The following is a 25,221-nucleotide window of genomic DNA, read 5'->3' as shown; positions in this document are numbered from 1 at the left end:
GCCTCAACATCAACTCTCCTTGCCGCTGCGTGCCGCACTGCGCATGAGCTCCCGAGCCTGCGCCGAACACCTCGGCGTCGCCCTGCGCAAGGTGGCCAAGTGGGAGAGCCTGGGCGCCGAAACGCAACCCCGGACCAATACCCAGGCCGTCCCCGGCACCGCGCGCCGTGGTCTGCGTGAGCCGCCCGTTCAGGTCCTTCGGGGACGGCAGGCGACCAGGCCGGTGGACGAGACGTTCGGGCGCGTGGTGCATGAGCCCGTACGACGGCACCGGCCGGCGCCCCGTCCCGTAGCGCGCCCTGTCGTTGTGGTCAGCGCCAGCCCAGTGCGGGAGCGACGTGCCTGAGGATGCTCTCGATCACGTGGGCGTTGTAGGCGACTCCGAGCTGGTTGGGCACGGTCAGGAGCAGCGTGTCGGCGGCGGCGACCGCTTCGTCCTCGGCGAGCTGCTTGACCAGCATGTCGGGCTCGGCGGCGTAGGAGCGGCCGAAGATGGCGCGGGTGTCGGCGTCGATGTAGCCGATCTGGTCCTTCGAGTTGGACTCGCGGCCGAAGTAGGCGCGGTCGCGGTCGTCGACCAGGGCGAAGATGCTGCGGCTGACCGAGACCCGCGGTCGGCGGGTGTGACCCGCCTTTTGCCAGGCGTCGTGGTAGGCCTCGATCTGCTTGCGCTGCTGGACGTGCAGCGGTTCGCCGCTCTCGTCGTCCTTGAGGGTGGAGCTCTGCAGGTTCATCCCGAGTGTGGCTGCCCACGCCGCGGTGGCGTTCGAGCTCGATCCCCACCAGATACGGTCCCTGAGGCCCTCGGAGTGCGGCTCGATGCGCAGCAGCCCCGGCGGGTTGGAGAACATCGGGTTGGGGTTGGGCTGCGCGAACCCCTCGCCGTTGAGTACATCGAGGAGGCGCTCGGTGTGGGCGCGTGCCATGTCGGCGTCGGTCATCCCCTCGGACGGCACATGCCCGAAGTGGCGCCAGCCGTCGATGACCTGCTCCGGGGATCCCCGGCTGAGGCCGAGCTGGAGCCGGCCACCGGAGATGAGGTCCGCGGCGCCCGCGTCCTCGGCCATGTACAGCGGGTTCTCGTAGCGCATGTCGATCACGCCGGTGCCGATCTCGATCCGGCTGGTACGCGCGCCGATGGCAGCGAGCAGTGGGAACGGTGAGGCGTACTGCCGCGCGAAGTGATGGACCCGGAAGTACGCGCCGTCGGCGCCCAGCTCCTCCGCGGCGACTGCGAGGTCGATCGCCTGGAGGAGCGCATCCGCCGCGGAGCGCGTCTGCGAGTGCGGCGATGGCGTCCAGTGTCCGAAGGACAGGAATCCGATCTTTTTCATACCGCTTTCAACAATCAAGGTCGGCGTTCATTCCCGGCACCCATCACGGTGGGGGCGAAGCTCGAGCCAGGCGAGACGCGCGCCGGGCTGCGGTCAATGAAGGTGGCATTCCCACGGTTCGATGTCCGGTTCCCCTGGTGGCAGCTCGCCGGTGCAGTACAGGTAGAGCCAGGCTGCGGCCCGGCGCTCCGCGTACTTCTCGTTGACCGGTTCTCCCCGCTCATCCAGTTCGAGGACGTTGGCGAAGATGGCGACGCAGATCTCCATCTGGGAGGGCGACTCACGCAAGTCTTCCCAGTACTCGATCCCTTCCAGCATCGGGTGGCCCACCGACCCCCGGGCGAGCCACCCGGCAAAGCGTCGGAGGGCTCCGGAAGCACCGTGGCTGAGATGCGAAGGCATGCGAAGAATCTAGCTCCAGCCTTCCCAGGGTGATCGTCGGCCTCCGTGGTTGTTTTGCGATCGCGCACGCACCGGTCAACCGGCCTATGCATCGACGTCGTGGGCGACGCCGACCCGTGGCTCGACCTGTGGTTCTACTCCAACCCGAGCTGGGTCCTGCCCTCGTGACGCAGTACGCCCTCACAGTGGACCCCGGGGTCCGCGATCTGCGCGCGGCCGATCACCTGCTCCAGGAACTGGCCGCCGAACTCGCCCTGAGTGAAGGCGCGTTCGGCTGCACACACCGGTGCGGGGAGACCGCCCGCGCGTCGCCCTCTCTCGCCGTGCCGTCCGAGCCGCTCCTGCGCACCGTCAAGGAGCGGCTCACGGACCGGGGCCACGAGGTGCAGGACGGTGTGCCCGACCCGGTGGCCGTGCGGTGCTCTGCCCCGGGGCCGCCGCCCTCACCGGCACGCTGACGGTCACGGAGCTGCTCTTGCGCTCCGCGATCGACCGCGTGACGGTACTGGACGTCCACGGCCCACCCGCCCCCGGCACGTTGCTGGTGACGCGCGACCACATGCGCCCGCAATGGGCGGGCAGCGAGCTCGTACTGACGGCCATGCCGACGGCTGGGGAGCCCTCGTCCCGTTCGAGGTACCGGAACCGACCCCTTGCTGCGCGGACCACTGACACCGCGCGCCATGGCGGCCGTCAGCCTGCGGACGGCCTTCGTCGTGGTCATGTGTGTCCTCGGCCGGAGCACATGATCAGACGAAGGCCGCCTCAGCGTCCGTCGAACACCCAGGTGAGCGCCCTGATGCGAGGAGCGTTTCGACTCATCGATAGCGTGCGTCACCATGATGCGCGCTTGGATCCTGCCGATGCTGCTTGTGCTCTGCGGCTCAGCCGTCGCGACTGACCTGATCTCCGAGGGGAGCCCTGGCACAGTCTCAGCCCTCCTGCTGGCGTTCCTCGTGCTCGCCGGTGTCAACTCGCCCCTGATCTTCCCGAGGTCGATCGGTGCGCGGGAGGCACAACGCCGCAGCGCGGTCGACGGCCGGCCGGTCGTCTTCTGGCGGCCAGGCTGCACGTACTGCATGCGACTGCGTATCCGGCTGGGCCGCAGCGCCCGCCAGTTGCACTGGGTCAACATCTGGCGCGACCCGGCAGGAGCCGCAGCGGTGAGGGCGGCCAACAACGGCAACGAGACCGTGCCGACCGTCGTCGTGGCGGGCCAGCCACACACCAACCCCGATCCCGCATGGGTACGCGAACAACTCGCCTCGTCCGCGTGATCAGAAAGCCACTTCAGCGCCCGCAGGCGCTTACGCGCACAGCTCCGGGTTGACCGCCGAGCGGCGACAGTTCGTGAACGGATCCGCTGCGAGGCGAGCGAGCGGTGCGCCCCCTGCGGCGCGCGAGGGCAGGATGGATGCCCTCGCCATGGCCGGGCCGCGCTCGTACGCTGACGGTCTCGGAGTTTTGCCGGCGAAGGCGAGCGATCGCCGCTGGTCCCTCCGACGGAGGTGTCCGCGAGGCCTGTCACGAACACTGACGACCGGTGCCCACAGCCCCGCGCGGCGTATTCTGCGCCCGTGGAGCTGCCCTTCGAGATACGTCGGTCCAACTCGCCGTGGGTCGACAGCGTATGGACCTGCACCAGCGAGCAGGTCACGGCGATGGCATCCGTTGCCGGGGTGCGCTGGGGGCTGGTGTTCTGGGAGCAGGACGGCCGGCCCTACGCGGCCGTCACCGGCCCCGAGACCCGGACCAGCACGGCACCGGTCCCGGAAGGCGCTGCCTTCACCGGCATCGATTTCGCCGTGGGCACCTCGCTGCGGGTCCTGCCCACGCCGGAGCTGGTAGACGGCGGCGTCGAGCTCCCCGACACCACACATCGGACGTTCCGGCTGGACGGCGCGCGCTGGGAGACCCCGGGCGCCGATGACGCCGAGGCCTTGGTGGAGCGACTGGTCAAGTCCGGGATCGTGGTGCGTGACCCACTCGTCGCCGATGTCCTGCGAGGCCACGAGCCGGCCGTGTCGGGACGGACCGTCGAACGCCGTTTCCGAGCCGCGACCGGCCTGACGCGGGGCGCCGTCCGGCAGATCGAGCGGGCCCGGACGGCGGCGGAGCTGCTGGCGGCCGGCGATACGGCCGCCGACGTCGTCGCCAAGCTCGAATACTTCGACGAGCCGCACCTCGCCAGAGCGCTGCGCACCTACGTAGGACGCACCGTCGGACAGCTGCGGGACGGCATCGGCGGGGCGATCGCGCTCGACCTGGATCAGCGCTTGACGTCGTAGATCAGCTTCATGATCCCGTTGGAGTAGCTCTCCGACTCCCGCAGCGACAGCATCTGCTTGTCACGGTCGGCCCGGTGGAACAGGCTCTTGCCGGCACCGAGCAAGACCGGGAAAACGAGCAGGTTGTACTGGTCGATCAGGCCCGCCTCCGACAGTCGGCGCGCCAGTTCCGCGCTTCCGTGGATGTAGATGGAGCCGCCCTCGCTCTCCTTGAGCTTCTGGATGTCCTCCGTCGTGCGCAGGATCGTCGTCGGCCCCCACCCATCGACGAGAGCGTCGTCCGACAGCGTGCTCGACACCACGTACTTGGGCAGCTCCTTGTAGGAGGCGTGGTCCTCCGAGGCGGGCCAGACCGACGCGAAGGCCTCATAACTGCGGCGGCCGAACATCAGCGCCGTCGTGTCGGAAAGCTCCTCGCCCTTCAGCGACCAGGCCTCGGGGACGAACTCCAGATCCTTCACCACCCAGCCACCACTGCGGTGCCCTTCCTGGGGCCCACCGGGCGAGTCCAGAACGCCGTCGAGCGACATGAATCCGGTGTAGACCAAGGTACGCATCTGCTGTCTCCTCATCACAGGCCGAGCTTCCGGGATGAGGTTAGATCACGGCGGGGACGGGCGTCTTGGACGGAAACGACATCGAGTGGGTGACGGCTCCGGGACGCCGTGTGACCTGTGGCGGTGCAGCCGCTTTGGCGCTACGCGATGACCGTCCGGCCGGCAGCGGGGGTGCGGCCGACTTGGCGCACGGGCTCCGAGAAACCGTGGTCGTATCCGTGCTCCGCGAACGCATGTCGGCTGCCTGCGAGGCCGGCCGGCGAGCCCTGCGACCGATGGGAACCTTGCCCCAACAGGGGGCATGCGCTGGGTTGGACGCGCCTCCGGCGCTGTGCCAGAGGCGCGGTGCTGCTGGGATGTGTGGTCAGCCGGTGGGCTGTGGTGACGGGGTGCGCGGGCGGTGGGCCCGGATGTCCACGGGACGTCCGTCGGGGTCCCGGGCCGTCATTGTCCACTGGGTGGGCAGTGTCTCGATCGGCCCGACCGGCCACCCGGCAGCCAGGATGTGCGCGTGGACCTCACACAGGCACTCGTAGGATCCCACGCGCAGCCCCCATCCTGCCTTCTGGAGGGGGTCGAGACCGGTCGCGGGGACGGTGGCGGTCTCGACGATCATGAGATGGTCGTCTCCGCCCACATCGAGAACCGCGATGCGTGGATCAGAAGAGGTCGCGGCGCGTTCGAAGGCAAGCACCGCGCCGAGCAGCTGCGTGTAGTACGCCACGAGCCGGTCGAGGTCGGTGGTGGACAGTGTCAGGTGGTTGATTCCGAAGAGCCCGGGCATGGTCGGCCCACTGTACTCGGGGCCCTGAAGGGGAGGGGAGTGGCGAAAGGGCCGCCGTGCACACTTCCTGACGCTGCATCAGACTTTCAGACAGGCGACCGCGAAACGGTCACCGCCCACTTGCAAGATACCGACCGAAAATCTCGTGGCTATCGGGAGTGCAAGTCCACTGCCGCAGAGCCCGCCGCAGCTCGGACTCGGTCAGCCACCCATGCCAGGCCACTTCTCCCGGATCGGGGGCGCCGATCTCTGGAAGGACGGCATCGCACACCCCGAGCCAGTGAGGGCTGAGTCCACCCCGGTTGAGGAACGTGAACCGAAGGCACACTGTCGCCCGCACCCCCAGTTCCTCACTGAGCTCGCGGGCAGCCGCCTGCTCATAGGACTCGCCGACTCCCGCAGCGCCCCCGACACCGAGCTCGTAGTGCCCTGGGAAACGGGACAGCTGCTCGGCACGCCGATGGACGAGAAAGCGACCTTGCCCATCGCGGCACACCACCACGCCCACCCGATGCAGCCAGCCCTCCCGGACGGCCTCCGTCCGGCTGACCACTCCCAGCACCCGGTCCTGAGCATCGACATGTTCCACGAGTTCATCCACAACGTACACAGTCCCAGACACCACTGACACCCGACCGAAATGCCCAGAGGGCCAGGCCATCGGCTCCGGCGGGCGAACTCCACTACACCCAACGAAAGGTCACGCTGTGCCGGCCCTGGGCAGGGCCGGCAGCTGGGCGTGCCTCCGCCGACAAGACCCGCGGTCCAGGGGCTGCGTCCCGCATTCCGACCGCCTTCCGGCGCTACACGCCGGTCGCGGTCGACACCACCACGGGATGCATGTCCATCCTGTTCCACCGGCACAGCGCGGCCGCCCCGGGCCCGCCGTCACCCGCAGACGCGTGGCTGGACAGTCTCGCGGTCGGCGCCCCCGTCTCCGCTGCCACGGCGGTGACGGTCACCGAGTTCGGGCGCCACGCCCTGATCGTCGACGGCGTCGAGGCCCGCCTGCGCATCAGCAAGCGCCTGGAACTGCTCTCGTACCTGAGCAGCAGACCCGGCCACGCCGCCGATCGCCCCCGCACCCTGGAGGCCCTGTTCGCCCGCGACAACAGGCTGTCCCTCGCCGCCGAGTTGGCACGAGGGTGTCAGTCGCTGCTGATGGATGCCGACCTCGCGCATACCTACCGGCTGGCCGGCCGGGCAAGGCTGGCGGCAATCGAGGCAGTGCTTGCCCGCAACGAAGGCGACTACCTACCGGACCGCACCTCGCAGTGGGTCGAAGAGCGGCGTCGGGCACTGTCGCGGCAAGCCGCCGACGCCCTCTCGTCGGCGGCCGACCTCGCTCTGCAACTGCACCAGTACGGCGACGCCGTCCGCCTGTGCGAACAGGCAACCGCGATCGACCCGTTCCGCGAGGTGGCCTGGCGCATATGGATGCGTGCGGCGAACGCGCTGGGCGACGACGACGGAGTCCTCACGGCCTTCCAGGGCTGCGAGACAGCACTGGCCCAGATCGACGCGACCCCCTCTTCCAGCACCCGCAAGCTGCTCAAGCAGCTGCAACGGTAGGGATCGAGGGCGTTGCGTCCTGTCAGTCGAGGTCAGGCCGGATACGGCAACTCCGCCTCCCGTGTGCCGGCGGGCCAGGAGTGCGCGGTGGCGCTCGGGCCACCGATCCGCAGCTGCCACGCGTGCGGGCTGTCGGTGCTCACGTGCAGGCGGTCGCCCCGGCGGCGCAGGTGGAAGCGCGCCGTTTCACCGGGGCCGTCGGTGCTGGGGATCACCACGGTCTGCTCGGCGCCGTCGGCGAAGGCATGCACGCGCAGCTCGACGCCGTCCGCCCAGGCGGAGACCGGATGCTGGTCGTCGGCGCCCAGCGCGATGACCGAGTCCGGGCGGGCCAGCAGCGGCAGGGTGTGGAAGTCGTGCTGCTCACGGGCCCAGCGGGGGCCGGTGACCTGAGTGCCCGTCAGCACATTGGTCCAGGTGCCTTCGGGCACGTAGTACTCGACGGTGCCGTCGTCGGTGAAGACCGGGGCGACGAGCAGATCGTCGCCGAGCATGTACTGCCGGTCGACGGAGGCGGCGGCCGGGTCGTCGGGGAACTCCAGCACCATGGCGCGCATCACCGGGACACCGGTGGTGTGCGCCTGCTGCGCGGCGCGCTGGAGGTACGGGGCGAGGCGGTGCTTGAGCAGGGTGAACTCGCGGGTGACGTCGACGGCTTCCTCGCCGTAGTCCCACGGCACGCGGTACGACTTGCTGCCGTGCAGACGGCTGTGCGAGGAGAGCAGCCCGAACTGCACCCAGCGCTTGAACACGGCCGGGGTCGGGGTGCCCTCGAAGCCGCCGATGTCATGGCTCCAGAAACCGAAGCCGGACAGACCGAGAGAAAGTCCGCCGCGCAGCGACTCGGCCATGGCTCTGAAGTGGGACTCGCAGTCGCCGCCCCAGTGGACCGGGTACTGCTGGCCGCCCGCCGTGGCGGAGCGGGCGAACAGCAGCGCCTCGCCCTCGCCCCGCTCGGCGCGCAGCAGTTCGAAGACGGCCTCGTTGAAGAGGTGGGTGTAGTAGTTGTGCATCCGCTCGGGGTCGGAGCCGTCGTGCCAGACGACGTCGGTGGGGATGCGCTCGCCGAAGTCGGTCTTGAAGCAGTCCACGCCCTGGTCGAGCAGTGTCTTCAGTTTGCCGGTGTACCAGTCGCGCGCGGCCGGGTTGGTGAAGTCCACCAGGGCCATGCCGGGCTGCCACAGATCCCACTGCCACACGCTGCCGTCCGGGCGCCGGACCAGGTAGCCCTCGCGCATGCCCTCCTCGAACAGCGCCGACTTCTGCGCGATGTACGGATTGATCCAGACGGAGACCCGCAGCCCCTGCTGCCGGAGCCTGCTCAGCATGCCGGCCGGGTCGGGGAAGGTGTCGGAGTCCCAGGCGAAGTCGCACCACTGGTAGCCGCGCATCCAGAAGCAGTCGAAGTGGAAGACGCTCAGGGGGATGCCGCGCTCGGCCATGCCGTCGATGAAACGGCCCACCGTGGCCTCGTCGTAGTCGGTCGTGAACGACGTGGTCAGCCACAGGCCCAGGGCCCAGGCGGGCGGCAGCGCCGGGCGGCCGGTGAGCGTGGTGTAGCGCTCCAGGACCTGCTTCGGCGTCGGACCGTAGACGATGAAGTACTCCAGCGACTGGTCCTCGACGCTGAACTGGACCTGTCCGACGCTCTCCGAGCCGACCTCGTAACTGACCTTGCCGGGGTGGTTCACGAAGACGCCGTACCCACGGTTGGTCAGATGGAAGGGGATGTTCTTGTACGCCTGTTCGCTGCTGGTGCCGCCGTCGGCCTGCCAGATGTCCACCGTCTGCCCGTTCTTGACGAACGGGGTGAATCGCTCACCCAGCCCGTAGACCAGTTCCCCCACGTCCAGGGCGAGTTGGCCGACCATGTGGTGACGGCCCTCGGCGTCGGTGACGAAACCGGTGCCGCGCTCACCGGCGGACGTCAGGACGCGTCCGCCGGCGGTGAACTCCAGCCGCCACGGCTGCTCCGTGTCCACCCGCAGCGTCAGTTCACCGGACGTCAGCTCCAGTACCGCGCCGTCCTGGTGCACCTTGCCGGCCTCCGCATCGGCACCGGACAGCGCGAACTCCGGTCCCCGGCGCACCGATCCGGCATGGTGGGTGGTCCGTACGCCGATGATCCCCTCGGCCGGGGACCAGCACTCCACGGTCAGCAGCGGGCTGTTGAGGGTCTGCCCGCGCCGGCTCACGTGCTTGACGGGTGCGTACAGGGTCAGCCGGTGGTCGTCGGCGCGGACGTCGGCGACCTCGGCCGCATAGCGGGCGGTGCAGCCCGGACGCATCAGCCAGTAACCGTCCGTGAACTTCATCGGGCAGCTTCCTCCGTCCGCGCGCGGTGCGCGGTGATCAGGCCCCGGTACCAGTGGTAGCTGTCCTTGGGGGTGCGGTCCTGGGTGTCGTAGTCGATGTGGACCAGGCCGAAGCGCTGGTCGTAGCCGCGCGCCCACTCGAAGTTGTCGAGCAGCGACCAGGTGTAGTAGCCGCGTACGTCGACGCCGGCGGCGATGGCGCCGGCCACGGCGGCGAGGTGGTCGGTCAGGTAGCGGATGCGGTCGGGGTCGTGGACGTGGCCGTCGGGTGAGACCGTGTCGGCCTCCGCGGAGCCGTTCTCGGTGATCCAGATCGGCGGCAGGTGCGGGTAGCGGGCGTCGAGGTCACGGAGCAGTTCCGTGAACGCGGACGGCACGACCGGCCAGCCCATGGTGGTGTGCCGGGTGCCGTACGGGTCCAGTTCGGCGACGCCCACGTCCACGGCGGTGCGCTGCTCGGGGTCGGCCACCTGATGGGGCGCGTCGGTCACGGTGAGGGGCCGGTAGAAGTTGATGCCCAGGAAGTCGAGCGGGGCGCCGATCAGGTCCAGGTCGCCGGGCAGCCGCCAGGGGCCGTCGGCGAGCCCGGCCCAGGTCTCGGCCTCATGGAGGGGGTAGCGGCCGGCGAGGAGCGGTTCCGTCCAGATGTCGTTGTGCAGGGTCTCGGCGCGGCGCAGGGCGGCGCGGTCCTCGGGGCGGTCGGAGGCGGCGTGGATGCGGTCGAGGTTGAGGGTGATGCCGATCTCCCGTGCGCCCGCGGCGCGCAGCGCGGGTACGGCGAGGCCGTGGGCGACCAGCAGGTGGTGAGCGGCGGCCAGCGCGCCGCGGCCCTCTTGGGCGCCGGGTGCGTGCCGTCCCTCGGCGTAGCCGACGAAGGCGGAGCAGTAGGGCTCGTTGAGGGTGATCCAGCGTTCCACCCGGTCCCCGTAACGCTCGGCGGCGAGGGCCGCGTACTGCGCGAAGGCCTCGGCGGTCTGCCTGACGCGCCAGCCACCGCGGTCTTCCAGGGCCTGGGGCAGGTCCCAGTGATAGAGGGTGACGGCGGGTGCGACACCGGCGGCCAGCAGCTCGTCGATCAGCCGGTCGTAGAAATCCAGGCCCTTGGCGTTGACCGGCCCGGTGCCCTCGGGCAACAGGCGGGGCCAGGCGATCGAGAACCGGTAGCCGTCCACGCCCAGCCCGCGCAGCAGGCCGATGTCCTCGCGGTAGCGGTGGTAGTGGTCGCAGGCGGTGTCGCCGGTGGCGCCGCCGAGGGTGCGGCCGGGGGTGTGGCTGAAGGTGTCCCAGATGGAAGGGCCGCGGCCGTCCTGGTCGTGGGCCCCCTCGATCTGGTAGGCGGCGGTCGCGGCTCCGAAACGGAAGCCGGCGGGGAGGAAAGCACCCACGAAGGGACACCTCCACAAGAAGGAGAAGGGTCAGTTGGTGAAGCGCTTCGACGCTGTCACCGTCCAAGATGTCATGTCAATGCCCTGCCAAGGAAGAGGGATTCCTCGACTACGTCCCCTTGTTTCGTCCGAAATTCCTCACTAGCTTTCATCATCGATTGAAGCGCTTCGACTGCTCTGCGTCCTCGTCCCGGCCGCCGGGATTCCCACGTCTCCCAAGGGCTTCGCATGACTGCTGCTGATCTGCCCGCGCGCGTCCTGTTCGGCGCCGCCTACTACCACGAGTACCAGCCCTACGAGCGGCTCAAGGCCGACCTCGATCTCATGGCGGAGGCGAAGTTCACCGTCATCCGCGTCGGTGAGTCGGTCTGGTCCACCTGGGAACCGGAGAACGGCCGGTTCGAACTGGACTGGCTGCAACCCGTCCTCGACGGCGCCCACGAACGCGGCATCTCCGTCGTCCTCGGCACTCCGACGTACGCGGTGCCGCCCTGGCTCGCCCGGCAGTACCCGGAGATCGCCGCTGAGGACGCCGCCGGGCGCCGCGCCGCGTGGGGCGGCCGTCAGGAGGTGGACTACACCCACCCCGCGTTCCGCTTCCACGCGGAGCGCATGATCCGCCGGATCGTCGCCCGGTACGCCTCGCACCCCGCCGTCATCGGCTTCCAGGTGGACAACGAGCCCGGCACGCGGATCGCGCACAACCACGGCGTCTTCCAGCGGTTCGTGGACGATCTGCGGCAGCGCTACGGCGATGTCGAGAACCTCAACCGCGAGTGGGGGCTGACGTACTGGTCGCACCGGCTGAGCACCTGGGCGGACCTGTGGAAGCCGGAGGGCAATGCCCAGCCCCAGTACGACCTGGCCTGGCAGGCGTTCGAGGCGCGGCAGACCACCGAGTTCATCACGTGGCAGGCCGACATCGTGCGCGAGTACGCGCGGCCCGGCCAGTTCGTCACCACGTGCCTCGCCTACGGCTCTCCCGGCCTGGAGGACGACGAGCTCACCGACAGCCTGGACGTCACCGCGGGCAACCCGTACTACGACATGCAGGACAGCCTCACCATGCCGGAGCCGCCGTACGAGAAGCTGCCGGGGCAGTGGATGGCGTACGGGGCGTGGGCGCTGCACCACAGCGCCGACCGGATCTACTCCTCGCGCCAGGAGCCGTTCCTGATCACGGAGACCAACGCCCAGGCCATCGGCGGAACTTCGGACAACCGTCCCGCCTTCGACGGGCAGTGGCGGCAGGCCGCGTGGGCCCTGGTCGCGCGCGGAGCCCGCATGATCGAGTACTGGCACTGGCACACGCTGCACTTCGGCACCGAGACGTACTGGGGCGGAGTCCTCCCGCACAGCGGACGGCCGGGGCGTGTCTACCGCGAACTCGCCCGGCTGGGCGCCGAGTTCGAGCGTGTCGGAGACCTGGTCGCCGGGCTCGCACCGGACGCGGATATCGCGATGGTGTACTCGGCGCCGAGCAAGTGGCTGATGCGCAGGTACCCGCCGCTGGCGGACCCGGACGGTGGTCCGGACGCGCACGCGTACGAGGGGATCTTCGAACCGTTCTACCGGGGTGCGTTCGAGGCGGGACGGCAGGTACGCATCCTGCACACCCGTCAGTTGCACGACCCGAGCGGTGAACGACCTGGCGTCGCACCGGAGTTGGCAGCCGAGCGGCACGCCGTGCTCATCGCGCCGGGGCTGTACGTGGCCGACGACGGGACGCTGGACTGGCTCGGCGCCTACGCGGAGGCGGGCGGCCACCTCGTCCTCGGTCCCCGCACCGGCTACGGCGACCATGAGGCGCGGGCCCGCCACGAGGTGACACCGGCGCGACTGGTGCGGGCCGCGGGCGTCCGGTACGACGAGTTCAGCAACCTGCACGCCGACCTGCCGCTGCGCACCGCACCGGACAGCCCGCTCCAGCTGCCGGGAGACGCGGTGGCCACCCGTTGGGTGGAGGGCCTGGCCGTCGAGGACGCCGACGTGCTGGCCGAGTACGACCACCCGCACTTCGGGCGCTGGCCCGCCGTCACCACCCGCCGCCACGGCGCGGGCCGCGTCACATGCGTGGGCACCGTGCCCGGCCGCAGCCTGGCCCGCGCGCTCGCCGCATGGCTCGCGCCCTCCCCGCGCAGCGGCTGGCAGGACCTGCCGGACTCGGTCACCGTCGCCACCGGCACCGCCCCCGATGGCCGGCGCGTCCATGTCGTGCACAACTGGAACTGGCAGCCGGCCACCGCCCAGGCCCCGGTGGACCTGACCGACGCCCTGGACGGCAGCGTGCTCCCGGCCGGTACGCCCGTGCGGCTCGGTGCCTGGGATGTCCGCGTCCTCGCCGCCGCACCGGGATCCGCAGCGCGGGAGCGGTGACATTGGCCCCCGGATGCCGGTTCCACGCTCCGACGAGGAGCTCGTAGCGGCCGGGTGCCCCCCGCTGACGTCCCTGCGCCACGTCGTACGCGAACGCGTATCTCCGCTCACCGCGCAATGAACGGAACTACGGGAGACCGGCCAGCACGCGGTCCGGCGTCAGGGGCAGTTCGCGGTACCGGACGCCGGTGGCGTGGTGGACGGCGTTGCCGATGGCCGCGGCCGTGCCCACGATCCCGATCTCGCCGATGCCCTTGCTGCCCATCGGATTGAGATGGGGGTCGTCCTCGTCGATCCAGTGGGCCTCGACGGCGGGCACGTCGGCATGGGCGGGTACGTGGTAGGCGGCCAGGTCCGCCTCGGTGAAGTCCCCGAACGCGGCGTCCATGGTGCTGCCCTCGGTCAGGGCCATGCCCAAGCCCATCGTCATGCCGCCGATGAACTGAGAGCGGGCGGTACGGGCGTTGAGTATGCGCCCCGCCGCGTACACGCCCAACAGGCGGCGGACCCGGACCTCCCCGGTGACCGTGTCGACGGTGACCTCGGCGAAGTGGGCGCCGAAGGCGTGCCGCGAGTAGTCGCTGTCGGCATCCGCGCTGCCTTCTGTGTCGGCGCTCGCGGTGAGACCCGGCTCGGGCAGGGGTCCCGTGTGTTCCGCGAGAGCCGCGCGCAACCGTGTGCACGCCTGGTGGACCGCCCATCCCCATGACGCGGTACCCGAGGAACCGCCGGCCAGTGAAGCCGACGGCAGGTCACTGTTCCCGATCTCGGTACGGACCCGCTCCAGCGGGACGCCAAGGGCATCGGCGGCGACCTGCGCGAGGACCGTGCGGGCACCGGTGCCGATGTCGGTCGCGTTGACCCGTACGACGAAGCTTCCGTCCGGCCGCGCCTGAGCGGTCGCGGTGGAGGGCTGGATCAGCACGGGATACATCGCGGCCGCCACCCCCGATCCCAGCAGCAGGGGACCCGCGGAACGGGTGCCCGGCCGCGGATCCCGCTGCGACCAGTCGAAGCGCCGGGCGCCCTCACGCAGACACTCGACGAGATGCCGGCTGCTGAACGGTTTGCCGCTGTCCGGTTCGGTGTCCGGCTCGTTCGCGATGCGCAGCTCGACGGGGTCCATCCCGAGTGCCACGGCGAGTTCGTCCATGGCCGACTCCAGGGCGTACATGCCCGGTGCCTCGCCGGGCGCACGCATCCAGGAAGGGCTGGGAACGTCCAGCGGTACGACGCGGTGGCCGGTGCGGCTGTTCGGCGCGGCGTACATGATGCGGGCGGGCACGGCTGCCTGTTCGACGAACTCCTTGATGCGGGATGTGTGGGTGGTGACCTCGTGCCGGAGCGAGGTGAGGGAGCCCTGTTCGGTGGCGCCGAGGCGGAGGCGGTGCAGGGTGGGCGCGCGATGGCCGACGAGGGCGGGCAGGAGGCGGCGGGGCAGGGCGACGGTGACAGGGCGTCCGGTCTGCCGTGCCGCCATCGCGGCGAGCACCACGTGGGGGCGTGGGGTCCCCTTGGACCCGAAGCCGCCGCCGACATGCTCGGACATGACGGTGACCCGGTCCTCGGGAAGCCGGAACAGCGCGGCGAGTGTGGCTCGTACGACCGTGGCACCCTGGCTCGAGTCGTGCACGACGAGCCGGCCGTCGTCCCAGCGGGCGGTGGCCGCGTGCGGTTCCATGGGGTGGTTGTGCAGCGGCGGCACCCGGTAGCCGGCGTCGACGCGGACCGCGGCGGACGCGAACGCGCCCTCGGGATCGCCCTGTTCCCGCTGTGCCGGGTAGCCGCCGTTGGCCTCGTCGGGGACGTACGCTCCCGGATGGTTCTCGGTGAGCGTCACGTCATGGTCCCCTGCGGCGTACTCGACACGCACCGCCGCGGCACCGGACCGGGCCGCTTCCAGCGTCTCGGCGACGACCAGGGCGACCGGCCAACCGCGGTACGGTACCCGGGAGTTCTGCAGGACGGCGAGGGTGGGGTCGTCGGGGTCGGCGAGTTGGGGAGCGTTCTCGTGGGTGAGTACGGTCAGGACCCCGGGGAGCCGCAGGGCCTCGCCGGTGTCGATCGCGCGGACCGCACCACTTGCGACGGCGGCAGCCACGGGCCACGCGTGGACCCGGCCGGAGACGGTGTGTTCGGCGGCATAACGGGCCATGCCGGTGACCTTGTCACGGCCCTCCCGCCGCTCGGCGGGCGCGCCCAGCGCGGTGTCGGTGTCGGCCATGGAGTCCTCCTGGGGCTGCCAGTGGCGAGTCGGCTGTCAGGTGTCGGTCGGCGGCGCCAGCCTGGTCAGGACGTCGAGGGCGAGATTGCGGGCCAGACGCACTTTGTACGCGTTGTCGCGCAGGGGCTGGGCGGCGGCGAGTTCGAGGTCCACGGCACGCTCGAAGGCGGCCATCGTGGGAGCGGCGCCCAGCAGGGCTTCCTCCGCGCGCCGGGCGCGCCAGGGCCGGTGGGCCAGCGCGCCGAAAGCGATCCCGGCGTGCTGGACGACGCCGTCGCCGGTGTGCAGGACCACGGCGACGGAGGCGAGGGCGAAGGCGTACGAGGCGCGGTCGCGGGCCTTGCGATAGAGCGACGGCAGCCCGGCCGCGGCGGCCGGCAGGACGACCGCGGTGATGAGTTCGCCGGGGCGGATCTCGGTGTCACGCTCAGGGTGGTCACCGGGCAGCCGATGGAACTCGGCGGCGGGCACGGAGCGTTCGCCGTCGGTCCCGTACAACTCGACGCGTGCGTCGAGGGCGGACAGGGCCACGGCCATGTCGGAGGGATGCGTGGCGACGCACTGCGGCGAATGCCCGAGCACCGCGTGGTCGCGATGGACGCCGTCCCGGGCGCCGCAGCCGCTGCCGGGCTCGCGTTTGTTGCAGGGTTTGCCGGTGTCCTGGAAATAGGGGCAGCGGGTGCGCTGGAGAAGGTTGCCGCCCGTGGTGGCGATGTTGCGCAGTTGTCCGGAGGCGCCTGCGAGCAGCGCCTGTGAGAGCACCGGGTAGCGGTCACGGACCAGAGGGTGGGCCGCGAGGTCGCTGTTGCGGACGGTGGCCCCGATCCGCAGCCCGCCGTCGGGCAGCGCCTCCACCGAGTCCAGGGGCAGCCGGCTGACGTCGACGAGGGTGGTCGGCTCTTCCACGCCGAGCTTCATCAGATCGACGAGATTGGTGCCGCCGCCGAGATACCGCGCGCCGGGATGCGAGGCGTAGGCGTCGGCCGCCTCCTCGGCGCTGCCCGCGCGGATGTATCCGAAGGGCTTCACGAGATCACGTCCTGGACGGCTTCGACGATGTGCGGGTAGGCGCCGCAGCGGCAGAGGTTGCCGCTGAGCCGCTCACGGATCTCGTCCGCGCCCAGCGGTACGGGCTGCCCGGAGGGGACGGCGGGGTCGGTGACGTGGGAGGGATGGCCGGCCGCCGCCTCGGCGACCGCGCCCAGGGCACTGCAGATCTGTCCCGGGGTGCAGTAGCCGCACTGAAAGGCGTCGCGGTCCAGGAAGGCGCGCTGGAGCGGATGGAGGTCCTCGCCGTCCCCCGAGACTCCTTCGACGGTCGTGATGTCGCCGCCGTCGAGGGCGACGGCGGGCAGCAGGCAGCTGTTGGCACGGCGGCCGTCGACCAGGACCGTGCAGGCGCCGCACTGGCCGTGGTCACAGCCCTTTTTGGCGCCGATGAGGTCGAGGTCCTCACGCAGCACGTCCAGCAGAACGGAACGGTGGTCGACGGTGAGCGTGTGCGGCTTGCCGTTCACCCGCAGAGTGACGTCCGAGTGGTGGCTGCCGGGTGAGGCGGAGGTAGCGCGCGCGGCGTCGGAATCCATAGAGACCTCCCGTACGTAAAGGCCGTGGGGACACGGCGTTCGGAAAAGGGGGGCACGAGAGCTACGGCAAGATGTCGTCCTCGTCCGGGACACGGTGGACGGCGGCCTCTTCCGCGGAGGCCGCGCCGCCGCCGATGCCGATGTCGTCGGCGATCATGTCCTTCTCGGCGTCCTCGCGCGCGCCTTCGTCCGGAGCCACGAGGCGGCCCGCCCGGTCCGCACCCACCTCCGCGTCCAGCGGATCCCCCTGCCCGCCCGACAGGTCCCCTACGAGATCGTCCGCGCCTGGCTCCTCCAGCGCCGGATCCGTACGCTCCTCGGCCAGCCTCTGGTCCAGACTCTCGCCCTCGAGCTGCTCACGACCGGTGGTGCCCTGATGATCCACGGCGAGCGGACGCTCCGGGGGCGACCAGCCTTCGTCGTAGGGGTCGCTGCCCCGGTCACTGAGCGTGTCCTCCGGATCCAGGGCGCCCTCGTCCTCACGGTCGTCGGTGCCTTGGGGCTGGTAGACCTCGTCACCCATGACATCGTCGTTCTGGCTTCCCATGGCGCACATACCTTCCGGATGGATCCAGGCTCTTGGGTCCGCGTATCCAGGCTGACCCCATCCACACCTTCCGGCACACCGGGGAGGCGTCCGGGGACTGGTAAGCGCCGGCCCGGCCGCCCGGGGGAGCGGGCGGCCAGGCTGAAAGGGGTGGCCGGTCAGGAGACTGTGCCGGTGACCGAGCTTCCGGACCTGGTGACGTGGTAGGTGACCTTGGCGCCGCTGTAGAAGTGGAAGACCAGCGTCGCCGGTTCCCCGTCGCGGAGCGTCTTGAGGAACTCGGGCGTCAGGATGATCGTCCCGTTCGCGTAGTCGGGCGAGAACGCCTTGTTGAACTCCTGGTACGGCGTCCAGTCGGTCGGGCCCGCGTTGCCGCCGTCGGCGTACGTGGCGTGCATCGTCGCCAGGTCGTTGCCCCGGTACTGGGAGGGAACCGTGAACGATTCCGGCGTCCCGGTGGCGTCCGACAGCACCGGAACGTCGTTGGTGACGATGTCGATGCTCCAGGGCACCCCACGGGTGAACCGGGCCTGGAGCGTCGAGTTGACGCCGTATGCGCGGTTGCCGACCAGGCGGGTCAGCGCCTTGGCGGTGAAGGTCAGCGTGCTGCCGGAGACGGTGTAGTCCCGTCCCGGGAGCAGTCGGGTCTCGCCCTGCCACACCCCACGGAAGGACGTGCCGTTGAGGCTGAGGGTGAGCGACTGGGCGGCGACCGGACTGGACTTCGGCACGAAGACCTTGTCGAAGGAGGCCGTGCCCGAGCGGGTGGTCCAGCTCGACTTGATAGCGGCGAACAGGGCCGGGTCACGCCACTCGAGGGTGTCGCGGTTCAGGTACGAGAACGGGTCCCACAGGGCGGTGGTGAGGCCGTACCTGCGCGCTCCGTAGCCCACGTGCTCGTAGTACTTCAGCGCCTCGCCGCGCTCGACGCGGGAGGGGTGGAAGTGATTGGGGTACTCGAGCAGACCGTACTCGCCGATGTAGAGCGGGATGCCCTCGGCGACGAAGGTGCGGTGCATGGCGGCGAACGAGTCCTCCAGGTTCTTCTGCGCGACGTCGTCGTAGCGAGTGCCGCCCGCGACGTTCACGCTGAACGGGTACCAGCTGTAGAAGTGCACCTGCGCCACGAGCTGACGGTCGTTCAGCGAGGAGATCGTCTTGAACAGGTCATCCATGAGGGCCTGGTCGCTACTGCCGAACTGCGTGGTCAGCGACAACATACGGTTCGCGTTCCCGCCGCCCGAGGAGCGGACGATCGAGTGGAAGGAGAGCTGGAGTTCGCTCAGGAACTCGGTCTTCTGCGCGGGCGTGGCGTTGTCGAACTGCGGCTCGTTGATGCCCTCGAAGAGCAGGGAGCGCGGCTCGTTGCGGAACGCCGCGGCGATCTGCTTCCAGGTGGCGTTGAAGCGGGCGACCACGTTGTCGTGGTCGGTGGACATCTTCGAGACCCACATCCACGAGTCGTGGTGGACGTTGAGCACGACGTACAGGCCGCTGTCCTGCGCCCAGTCGGCGAGCTGCTTGACGCGGGCCATGTAGGTGGCGTCGACGGTGTACGGCGCGGTGGCGGACTGGTGATCGCTCCAGGTCACCGGGATGCGGACGCTGCGGAACCCGTCCTTGGCGATCTTCTCGAACGTCGCTTTGCTGGTCTGCCCATTGCCCCAGGAATCCTCATTGGGTATCGCGTCCAGGGTGTTGCCCAGGTTCCAGCTGGGCTGCATCTTCGCGACGGCCTCCATGGCGGAAGCCGGAACTCTGATCGCCGACGCCGACGCCTTGTCCGTGCCGTCGGGCGCGGCCAGCGCGGTGCCGCCGGTCAGCCCCAACATGACGACCAGGCTCAGCAGCAGAGCCGCCAGGGCGCCTGGGCCGCGGCCGCGGTGGTGTGCGGGTTGCCGTATCGGCTTCACGCGTCGTTCCTTTCGGTCGTGTCTGTGCGGCGGTTCAGCCCTTGAGGGGCGCGTAGTCGAACCAGTCGAAGTGGACGGTGTCCTGCGCGGCGTACATGCCGATGACCCGGCCGGTGAAGCCGCCGGCGACCTCGGTCGACAGGTAGCGGCCGTCGAGGGCCGCGAGTTCGGTGAACGTGCAGTCGGGCTGCTCGACACCGAGGGAGACGACGTCGGGTCCGGTGCACGGTCCGTGCGGAGGCGGCGGGGCCGTGATCGTGACGCCGAGGATCACCGGCCCGGCGGGCACGGGGTGCGTGGCGACGACTGTCCGCAACGAGCCGACGCGCGCGGTCACGTGGACCTGCGTGCCGGACACCTCGATCGCGTAGTGGTGCCGCTCGTCGAGCCGGACGGCGAGGCCGCCGCTGCCCTCCGCGGCATCGACCAGCGTGCGTGCCCGGCACGCCGGGTGCTGCTGGCGCCTGCCGGTGAACACCACGTCGGGTTCGTCCAGGGAACTGCCCCGTGCCCGGAGCGTCAGCCAACCGGGACGCGCCTTGGTGGTGCAGTGTTCGGCGGGCCGGTCGCGCACGGAGATCCAGGACGGTCGCAGTCCGGCGAGCTCGAAGTCGTCCCGCTGCTCCTCGACAGGGCCGGGATAAAGCGGCCACGGAAGCTCGGGCAAATCCAGGGCGACCTCGCCGACGACCGGCCAGTCGTCCACCCAGGTCACGGGGGCCAGGAAGGTCTCCCGCCCGAGAACGTGCCAGCCCGGCGTGCCGCCGCCCGGGCGGACGCCGAGCAGCACCATCCACCAGGAGCCGTCGGGGCCCTGGACCAGGTCGGCGTGCCCGGTGTTCTGGACGGGGTGGTCGGTGCCGCGGTGAGTGAGGATCGGGTTGTCCGGACACGGCTCGAACGGACCGGCGGGCGTACGGCCGCGGGCGATCGAGACGCCGTGGCAGCGCTCGGTGCCGCCCTCGGCGATGAGCAGGTACCAGTACTCGCCGATCCGGTACAGGTGCGGGGCCTCCGGTGCTTTGGTGCCGGGCCTGCCGGACCAGAGGCTGTGCGGTGTGCCGTACGTCTGTCCGGTGGACGGGTCGATACGGACCTGTGAGACTCCGGCGACCGTGCACCAGCAGGTGCCGTCCTCGTCCCAGACCAGGTCGGGGTCGATGCCGGGGACACCGGGCGCCCAGACGGGGTCCGACCACGGTCCGGCGGGGTCGGTGGCCGTGACGATCAGATTGCCGCCGCCCTCGCTGCAGTTGGTGACCATCAGCCAGAAGCGGCCGTCGTGGTGGCGCAGGGTAGGGGCGTAGATCCCGCCCGAGGACGAAGCCTCCGCCAGAGGCAGTTGCTCCGGCCGGTCCAGGGCGTGCCCGATCGGTGTCCAGTGCACCAGGTCACGGCTGTGGAAGAGGGGTACGCCGGGGAAGTACTCGAAGCTGGAGCAGGCGAGGTAGTAGTCGTCGCCGACGCGGCAGACGCTGGGGTCGGGGTGGAAGCCAGGGATCACGGGGTTCGTGGGGCGTTCGTGCGGCTGGTGCAGAGGGGGCACCCGAGGTCCTCTCGTCGGTTCGGTTCGTGTCGCGGGCGGTGGGTCAGGGAGCGCCGGGGCCGGTGGGGGTGACGCGGAGCAGGACGGCGGACGGCGCGGTGGGCAGGGTCAGGCTCAGCTCGGCCGTGTCGGGACTCCAGGCGGGAACGGCCCGGCTGGCCGAGGGGTAGAGCAGGTCGACAGATGCGGCGGTGTCCCGCAGGTGGGGCCTCGGCGCCGCCCCGGAAACCGCGCGACGGCGACGCTTCACCCCCGCCACCGCCTCGTGGCCCAGGCCGTGGCCCCCGGGGTGGCCACCGGCTCGTCCCACTGCTCGGGGTTGTAGTCCCCGCCCAAGGCCAGGCCACCCGGGCGGTCGGTGGCGAGTCGTCATGAGGGTTCCTCGGGTACGGGAAGTCGAGTCGTGCTCTGTCGAGCCGTCAGGGCCAGTGACAGCGGTACTCGTTCGTCCTCGGGCCGTTCGCCTGGTAGGGCGGCGTTCGGCCAGTCGATCATCTGCTGGGCCGCGACGCGGCCCAGTTCCTCTGCGGGGCCGAAGACGGTGGTGGGCGCGGGTGCGTGTGGCTCGGCGAGCTGCTCCGGGCACAGGGCCGCAGGCCCGCTGACGGACGGCGGCGGCCTTCCTACGGCACTGTCGAAGCGCTTCACTCCCAGCGCAAGGTAACGGACGAGTTTCGTATGAATCAAGGGGTCCTACCGCGAGACGCTTTCCTCTATAGGGCCCGTTGACAGTCTCTGAGGAAGGATGCATCGTCGAAGCGCTTCGAATGCGGCCTTCAGAGTCAGCTCCGCCTCGACTTCCGCGATCAAGCCGCCATCCCACCGCAGGTCGTCGAACGCCAACCAGTGGCCGGTGGGCGGGGGCGGGGTGCTCGGGCCGGTCGGGTCCTTGATCGACAGCTTGTGACGGTTCGCCAGCGGGAGAATTGCGCTGACACCTGGATCGTGCTGCTCTTCCGTGTCCTACCAGTACGTGGCCGGCCCCGTGACGACCCAGCCGGCGTCGGTGGGCCTGACCCAGAAGCCCAATGCCACCTCGATTACCTGCGCGTGGTAGGTGATCTCAACGTTGACATGGCTGCCGGTGTGACCCCAGTGGAAGTCCGCGAGATCGAGTTCGCCGAGCCAGGACAGGTCCTGCCTCCACTCGTCGGCAGCGAGGCTGCCGCTCGCCTCGTCCTCATCGGCGCTCGCTTCGACGGAACCGGTCCACAGCGACTTGAGCACATGCCGGACCGGGTAGTGATCGATGAGTTGTTCGGCCTCAGCGATCCTCCCGGCTCGGAGCAGGTTGAAGTAGCGGCGAACGACCACTTCGGCCTCGGCCTTGGCAGGGCGTTCCGTCCAGATTTTCACCGCGAGATCATACGAGTTCGGTGATGCCACTGGCTGCCCTTCGGGCTGTATCTCGGCTGACCCTCTGTCCCTTGTCTCATACACTCAGCCGATGGAGACGGCACTGATACTCGCCGGCAGCGGGGTCACGCTGCTGATCTTGATCATCGTCACCGTGCTGCTGCGTGCCGGCCGCCGAGTGCGACGCGGCCGGAAACTCGGCCACTACCCCTACCGTGCCAAGCCCAACGGCACCTACGACAACTCGTCGACGGGCAGTCCCCACTGAGCTTCCCCAACCTCCCGCGTCAGGTCGCCAGTTGGCGCCATCGTCAAGGAACCCGAGCCCGGAGAGGGCTCGGGTCCCGGGAGGACGGGTCATCCGGCAGTGAGAGCGGTCCACTTCTGGTTGGAGCCGCCGTGGCAGTCCCACAGGTGGAGCTGTGTGCCGTCGGTCGTGGAGTAGCCTGGAATATCGAGGCAGCGGCCGGAGGCGGGGTTGCGGTAGCCGCCGTTGTAGGGCTGCCAGACCTGCTGCGCGCCGCCGTGGCAGGCCCAGATCTGCACCTTGGTCCCGTTGGCGGTACCCCCGCCGGCGGCGTCGAGGCACTTGCCCATGGAGCGCAGGGTGCCGTCGGTGTAGGCGGACCAGAGCTGGTTGGCACCACCGCCGCAGCTCCAGATCTGAACGGCGGTCCCGTCGGCGGTGCCGGCGCCGTTGACGTCCAGGCACTTGGCGCCCAAGTCGGACTGCACGCGTGCGGGGGCGGGGGCGGGGTTCCTCAGCCATCCGGCGTTGTCCGCGGACTGGACGCCCCGGTGGAAGGCGTCTGCCATCTTCTGGTAGCCCGAGTCGTTGGGATGCAGGGCGTCGGCCAGGTCGGCCGTGGTCAGGCTGCGCATGTCCACGTATGCGACGCGCTTGCCCGCGGCCTGGGCCTCGCTCACGATCTGGGGGATGGCCTGGTTGTACGCGGCGCGGTACTGCTCTTCCGAGCCGCTGGTGGACACGACGAGCGAGGCCACGAGGACGGTTGCGTCGGGGGCAGCGGCGGTGATCTGGTTGACCAGCGACTTCAGCCGGGCGGTGGCGGTGGAGACCTGGTAGCTCTCGTTGAGGTCGTTGGTGCCGATCATCAGCGCCACGACGTTGGGCCGGTAGCGGGTCAGCGAGGCGTCAGCCAGCGCGGCGATCTGATGGATCTTGTATCCGGAGTGTCCTTCGTTGTCGGGGTCGGACATCGAACCGGCCCGCCCCGTGCCCACGAAGTCCAGCGGATGGCCGTCTGCCGCAAGCTTGTTCCATAACGGAGCCCGGTAGCCGTTGCCCGTACTGCTTCCCACCCCCCAGGTTATCGAGTCGCCCAACGGCATGACCCGCAAAGGCGTGGTCGAGGCGGCGGAAGCAGGTGTCACACCGGCCGCCATCATGCCGAGCGCGGCAGCGACAAGTGCGATCAGGGGGAGAAGCCAAGGTCTTCTCATGCAGGCTGTCCTCTTCTGCGAGTGATTGCTCGATCAACGGGGCTGAACGCGGTTCCGTCGGAAGTCCGGCCGCAGCGCTTTCCCGTGGCCGGATCCGTGGTGCTCGTGGGCGGGCGGTGGCCTTCACCAGCCTGTCGGCAGACCTCCGAGGTACGAGGTGAGCCGGTCGGCGATGAGCCGGTCGTCGCGAGCCGAGTAGTGCCAGTCGCAGCCGAGGAAGTCCAGGCCTGAGTCGTCGAGCAACCAGTAGCGGACCCGGCTGTCGCCGGCGTCGTTGCGCCCCTTGACCACCTGCTGGACATGGGCGGCGTACTGGCCGGCGCCCACGGCCACGATGGTCGTGCCGGCCCCGTAGCGCGTGCGCAGTTTCTGGATGAAGTTGCCGTAGGCGCTGCGGTAGTCGGCGGCGAGGCTCTCCGGTGTCCACGGCTCACCGGGGTTGAGGGCGGTCGAGAAGTCGTTGGTGCCAAGGTTGATCACCACGACCTGGGGGCGCCAGGTGCCCGGGTTCTGCCAGACGTCGCCCGGCACGTTGAGCAGGGCACGGTCGTAGAAGGTCCGGTACGTGACGTCCGAACGGCCTCCGTTGTAGTTGCGCACCATGCCGAGGCCCGAGTAGCCGTTGATCTGGTAGTCGGCGTTCAGCCGCCGGGCGGTGAGGGCGCCGTAGCTCACATCGGAGTTGGTGTTCCGCCTGAGCTGGTCCGAGGTGCAGGTGCGCGAGGTCGAGAGGTTGCCGTAGCCCACCGTGAGGGAGTCGCCGATGAACTCGATCTGGCGGTTGCGGGCGGCCGGTTTGCTCAGTACGGCACCGCCGGGCGCGGCGACGAAGCCTCCGAAGGCGCTGGTGTCCCAAGGAGTGTCGTTGCGCTTCACGAGCCGGACGGTGTGTGTCCTGTTCGACAGGCCGTTGATCCAGTGAGTGGTGTTGCCGGGCGTGACGAGCGTGGCGGCGGTGGCTCCGTCGATCTGGACGTCGTAGTCGGCGGCCGAGTCGTTGAGCACGATGCCCACGCCGGTGCCGCGGACGCGGCCCTCGAAGTACACGCCGGGCCAGCTGTACTGCACCATGTTTCCGGCGTCCTTGACCCGCCCCGCGGTGTGCACGCGAGCCAGCACCCCTGTCGCGCGGATCAGTTGCCCCTGTTGGTCGGCTCCGTCCCAGTCGGCGAACTGCCCGACCTTGACGCCGTCCACGCTTGCCGCCCGTGCCGTCCCTGTGGCGCCGAGTCCCGTCACCAGCGCCGCCAGCAAGGCGGTCACCGCGGCCAGCGCCCCCGCACTTCTCCCGCGTCCCCACGACGACGCGTTGAATGTCGTATACATGTCACCTCTCTTCACTCGTCATGCTTTCGCTGAATGTGGACGGTCTACCCCCGGCACGCCCCGCTGCGGCAGGCACAATCACGTTGAGATTTCCGGCCATTGGTCGACATCGCTGTCGAAGGTCCCTCTGCGAGAGGGTGCGTTGTCAGCGTTCGCGGCCGGTACGCGCGAGGCGGCGACGAAGCGCATCCGGGGCACGGTTCGGCGCCCTTCCATGCGCGTGAGTCCGCCACGCGCCACGATCCA

24 protein-coding genes are annotated in these 25,221 nt (G+C 69.9%); 6 read left to right on the top strand and 18 right to left on the bottom strand.

All coding sequences use genetic code 11. The features are described 5' to 3' along the window. Positions 1-311: 311 nt before the first annotated feature. Entirely contained in the window at positions 312-1,334 is a 1,023-nt protein-coding gene (locus tag QF037_RS04130) for an LLM class flavin-dependent oxidoreductase (protein WP_307021895.1), read from the bottom strand. A 93-nt stretch (positions 1,335-1,427) separates the two neighbouring features. Continuing rightward, entirely contained in the window at positions 1,428-1,736 is a 309-nt protein-coding gene (locus QF037_RS04125; RefSeq protein ID WP_307021893.1) for a DUF7677 family protein, read from the bottom strand. Positions 1,737-1,900: 164 nt separating this feature from the next. Here QF037_RS04125 and QF037_RS04120 point away from each other — a divergent pair, with 164 nt between their 5' ends. The 3 genes from QF037_RS04120 (at position 1,901) to QF037_RS04110 (ending at position 4,024) form a co-directional block, all read left to right on the top strand. After that, positions 1,901-2,194, top strand: coding sequence for a hypothetical protein (locus QF037_RS04120; RefSeq protein ID WP_307021891.1), 294 nt, complete (start codon positions 1,901-1,903; stop codon positions 2,192-2,194). A gap of 381 nt (positions 2,195-2,575) precedes the next feature. Then, the gene (locus QF037_RS04115) at positions 2,576-3,013 is read left to right on the top strand and encodes a glutaredoxin domain-containing protein (protein ID WP_307021890.1); all 438 of its coding nucleotides are present in this window, start codon (positions 2,576-2,578) and stop codon (positions 3,011-3,013) included. 300 nt (positions 3,014-3,313) lie between these two features. Next, complete coding sequence (locus QF037_RS04110; protein ID WP_307021888.1) at positions 3,314-4,024, top strand: helix-turn-helix domain-containing protein; 711 nt, start codon at positions 3,314-3,316, stop codon at positions 4,022-4,024. On the opposite strand, the gene QF037_RS04105 is transcribed toward QF037_RS04110, so the two are convergent. The 3 genes from QF037_RS04105 to QF037_RS04095 form a co-directional block, all read right to left on the bottom strand. Beyond that, positions 4,006-4,581, bottom strand: coding sequence for a dihydrofolate reductase family protein (locus QF037_RS04105; protein ID WP_307021886.1), 576 nt, complete (start codon positions 4,579-4,581; stop codon positions 4,006-4,008). The genes QF037_RS04110 and QF037_RS04105 overlap by 19 nt on opposite strands. A 364-nt stretch (positions 4,582-4,945) precedes the next feature. Beyond that, complete coding sequence (locus tag QF037_RS04100; RefSeq protein ID WP_307021884.1) at positions 4,946-5,365, bottom strand: VOC family protein; 420 nt, start codon at positions 5,363-5,365, stop codon at positions 4,946-4,948. Between the two features lie 109 nt (positions 5,366-5,474). Further along, a complete protein-coding gene (locus QF037_RS04095) occupies positions 5,475-6,026 on the bottom strand; it encodes an NUDIX domain-containing protein (RefSeq protein ID WP_307021882.1) in 552 nt (183 codons plus the stop codon). Positions 6,027-6,205: 179 nt separating this feature from the next. Here QF037_RS04095 and QF037_RS04090 point away from each other — a divergent pair, with 179 nt between their 5' ends. Next, complete coding sequence (locus QF037_RS04090; protein ID WP_307021880.1) at positions 6,206-6,937, top strand: bacterial transcriptional activator domain-containing protein; 732 nt, start codon at positions 6,206-6,208, stop codon at positions 6,935-6,937. 32 nt (positions 6,938-6,969) lie between these two features. Here QF037_RS04090 and yicI read toward each other — a convergent pair whose 3' ends face one another. Both yicI and QF037_RS04080 read right to left on the bottom strand, forming a co-directional pair. Continuing rightward, on the bottom strand, positions 6,970-9,252 hold the full coding sequence (yicI, locus tag QF037_RS04085; protein WP_307021878.1) for an alpha-xylosidase: 2,283 nt from the start codon (positions 9,250-9,252) through the stop codon (positions 6,970-6,972). Further along, positions 9,249-10,637: a GH1 family beta-glucosidase gene (locus tag QF037_RS04080; RefSeq protein WP_307021876.1), complete on the bottom strand. Its 1,389-nt coding sequence runs from the start codon at positions 10,635-10,637 to the stop codon at positions 9,249-9,251. The genes yicI and QF037_RS04080 overlap by 4 nt, the downstream gene beginning before the upstream one ends. Positions 10,638-10,865: 228 nt before the next feature. Between QF037_RS04080 and QF037_RS04075 the strand changes: the two genes are divergently transcribed. Next, positions 10,866-13,013 (top strand): beta-galactosidase, encoded by a 2,148-nt coding sequence (locus QF037_RS04075; RefSeq protein ID WP_307021873.1) that lies wholly within the window; start codon positions 10,866-10,868, stop codon positions 13,011-13,013. Positions 13,014-13,140: 127 nt separating this feature from the next. On the opposite strand, the gene QF037_RS04070 is transcribed toward QF037_RS04075, so the two are convergent. The 9 genes from QF037_RS04070 to QF037_RS04030 form a co-directional block, all read right to left on the bottom strand. Then, complete coding sequence (locus QF037_RS04070) at positions 13,141-15,237, bottom strand: xanthine dehydrogenase family protein molybdopterin-binding subunit (RefSeq protein WP_307021871.1); 2,097 nt, start codon at positions 15,235-15,237, stop codon at positions 13,141-13,143. 36 nt (positions 15,238-15,273) lie between these two features. Next, entirely contained in the window at positions 15,274-16,266 is a 993-nt protein-coding gene (locus tag QF037_RS04065; protein ID WP_307021869.1) for an FAD binding domain-containing protein, read from the bottom strand. Continuing rightward, entirely contained in the window at positions 16,263-16,823 is a 561-nt protein-coding gene (locus tag QF037_RS04060) for a 2Fe-2S iron-sulfur cluster-binding protein (protein WP_307021867.1), read from the bottom strand. The genes QF037_RS04065 and QF037_RS04060 overlap by 4 nt, the downstream gene beginning before the upstream one ends. 61 nt (positions 16,824-16,884) lie before the next feature. Beyond that, a complete protein-coding gene (locus QF037_RS04055; RefSeq protein WP_307021865.1) occupies positions 16,885-17,370 on the bottom strand; it encodes a DUF5709 domain-containing protein in 486 nt (161 codons plus the stop codon). Positions 17,371-17,528: 158 nt separating this feature from the next. Continuing rightward, positions 17,529-19,283, bottom strand: a complete 1,755-nt coding sequence (locus QF037_RS04050; RefSeq protein WP_307021863.1) for a cellulase family glycosylhydrolase — start codon at positions 19,281-19,283, stop codon at positions 17,529-17,531. Positions 19,284-19,317: 34 nt separating this feature from the next. Then, positions 19,318-20,829 carry a glycoside hydrolase family 43 protein gene (locus tag QF037_RS04045; RefSeq protein ID WP_307021862.1) on the bottom strand — a complete coding sequence of 504 codons (1,512 nt, stop codon included), beginning with the start codon at positions 20,827-20,829 and terminating at the stop codon, positions 19,318-19,320. A 43-nt stretch (positions 20,830-20,872) separates the two neighbouring features. Then, the gene (locus QF037_RS04040) at positions 20,873-21,139 is read right to left on the bottom strand and encodes a hypothetical protein (RefSeq protein ID WP_307021860.1); all 267 of its coding nucleotides are present in this window, start codon (positions 21,137-21,139) and stop codon (positions 20,873-20,875) included. 59 nt (positions 21,140-21,198) lie between these two features. Then, complete coding sequence (locus QF037_RS04035) at positions 21,199-21,477, bottom strand: hypothetical protein (protein WP_307021858.1); 279 nt, start codon at positions 21,475-21,477, stop codon at positions 21,199-21,201. Between the two features lie 315 nt (positions 21,478-21,792). Then, positions 21,793-22,215 (bottom strand): hypothetical protein, encoded by a 423-nt coding sequence (locus QF037_RS04030; RefSeq protein ID WP_307021856.1) that lies wholly within the window; start codon positions 22,213-22,215, stop codon positions 21,793-21,795. A 61-nt stretch (positions 22,216-22,276) separates the two neighbouring features. Here QF037_RS04030 and QF037_RS04025 point away from each other — a divergent pair, with 61 nt between their 5' ends. Continuing rightward, a complete protein-coding gene (locus QF037_RS04025) occupies positions 22,277-22,453 on the top strand; it encodes a hypothetical protein (RefSeq protein WP_307021855.1) in 177 nt (58 codons plus the stop codon). 89 nt (positions 22,454-22,542) lie between these two features. On the opposite strand, the gene QF037_RS04020 is transcribed toward QF037_RS04025, so the two are convergent. Both QF037_RS04020 and QF037_RS04015 read right to left on the bottom strand, forming a co-directional pair. Then, positions 22,543-23,649, bottom strand: coding sequence for a ricin-type beta-trefoil lectin domain protein (locus tag QF037_RS04020; RefSeq protein WP_307021852.1), 1,107 nt, complete (start codon positions 23,647-23,649; stop codon positions 22,543-22,545). Between the two features lie 123 nt (positions 23,650-23,772). Then, positions 23,773-24,975: an SGNH/GDSL hydrolase family protein gene (locus QF037_RS04015; protein ID WP_307021851.1), complete on the bottom strand. Its 1,203-nt coding sequence runs from the start codon at positions 24,973-24,975 to the stop codon at positions 23,773-23,775. Between the last annotated feature and the right edge of the window lie 246 nt (positions 24,976-25,221).

This window comes from Streptomyces canus (genome assembly GCF_030815415.1).
GTDB lineage: Bacteria > Actinomycetota > Actinomycetes > Streptomycetales > Streptomycetaceae > Streptomyces > Streptomyces canus_F.
The sequence above is the reverse complement of the archived record's forward strand: the minus strand, read 5'-3'. Positions and strand labels throughout refer to the sequence as shown.

What these genes read in the sequence shown, in the direction of transcription:
- QF037_RS04020 (WP_307021852.1), bottom strand. Translation starts at nt 23,649, where the DNA reads ATGAGAAGACCTTGGCTTCTCCCCCTGATCGCACTTGTCGCTGCCGCG.
- QF037_RS04105 (WP_307021886.1), bottom strand. Translation starts at nt 4,581, where the DNA reads ATGCGTACCTTGGTCTACACCGGATTCATGTCGCTCGACGGCGTTCTG.
- QF037_RS04075 (WP_307021873.1), top strand. Translation starts at nt 10,866, where the DNA reads ATGACTGCTGCTGATCTGCCCGCGCGCGTCCTGTTCGGCGCCGCCTAC.
- QF037_RS04125 (WP_307021893.1), bottom strand. Translation starts at nt 1,736, where the DNA reads ATGCCTTCGCATCTCAGCCACGGTGCTTCCGGAGCCCTCCGACGCTTT.
- QF037_RS04130 (WP_307021895.1), bottom strand. Translation starts at nt 1,334, where the DNA reads ATGAAAAAGATCGGATTCCTGTCCTTCGGACACTGGACGCCATCGCCG.
- QF037_RS04060 (WP_307021867.1), bottom strand. Translation starts at nt 16,823, where the DNA reads ATGGATTCCGACGCCGCGCGCGCTACCTCCGCCTCACCCGGCAGCCAC.
- QF037_RS04015 (WP_307021851.1), bottom strand. Translation starts at nt 24,975, where the DNA reads ATGTATACGACATTCAACGCGTCGTCGTGGGGACGCGGGAGAAGTGCG.
- QF037_RS04100 (WP_307021884.1), bottom strand. Translation starts at nt 5,365, where the DNA reads ATGCCCGGGCTCTTCGGAATCAACCACCTGACACTGTCCACCACCGAC.
- QF037_RS04025 (WP_307021855.1), top strand. Translation starts at nt 22,277, where the DNA reads ATGGAGACGGCACTGATACTCGCCGGCAGCGGGGTCACGCTGCTGATC.
- QF037_RS04055 (WP_307021865.1), bottom strand. Translation starts at nt 17,370, where the DNA reads ATGGGAAGCCAGAACGACGATGTCATGGGTGACGAGGTCTACCAGCCC.
- yicI (WP_307021878.1), bottom strand. Translation starts at nt 9,252, where the DNA reads ATGAAGTTCACGGACGGTTACTGGCTGATGCGTCCGGGCTGCACCGCC.
- QF037_RS04070 (WP_307021871.1), bottom strand. Translation starts at nt 15,237, where the DNA reads ATGGCCGACACCGACACCGCGCTGGGCGCGCCCGCCGAGCGGCGGGAG.
- QF037_RS04095 (WP_307021882.1), bottom strand. Translation starts at nt 6,026, where the DNA reads ATGGCCTGGCCCTCTGGGCATTTCGGTCGGGTGTCAGTGGTGTCTGGG.
- QF037_RS04115 (WP_307021890.1), top strand. Translation starts at nt 2,576, where the DNA reads ATGATGCGCGCTTGGATCCTGCCGATGCTGCTTGTGCTCTGCGGCTCA.
- QF037_RS04090 (WP_307021880.1), top strand. Translation starts at nt 6,206, where the DNA reads ATGTCCATCCTGTTCCACCGGCACAGCGCGGCCGCCCCGGGCCCGCCG.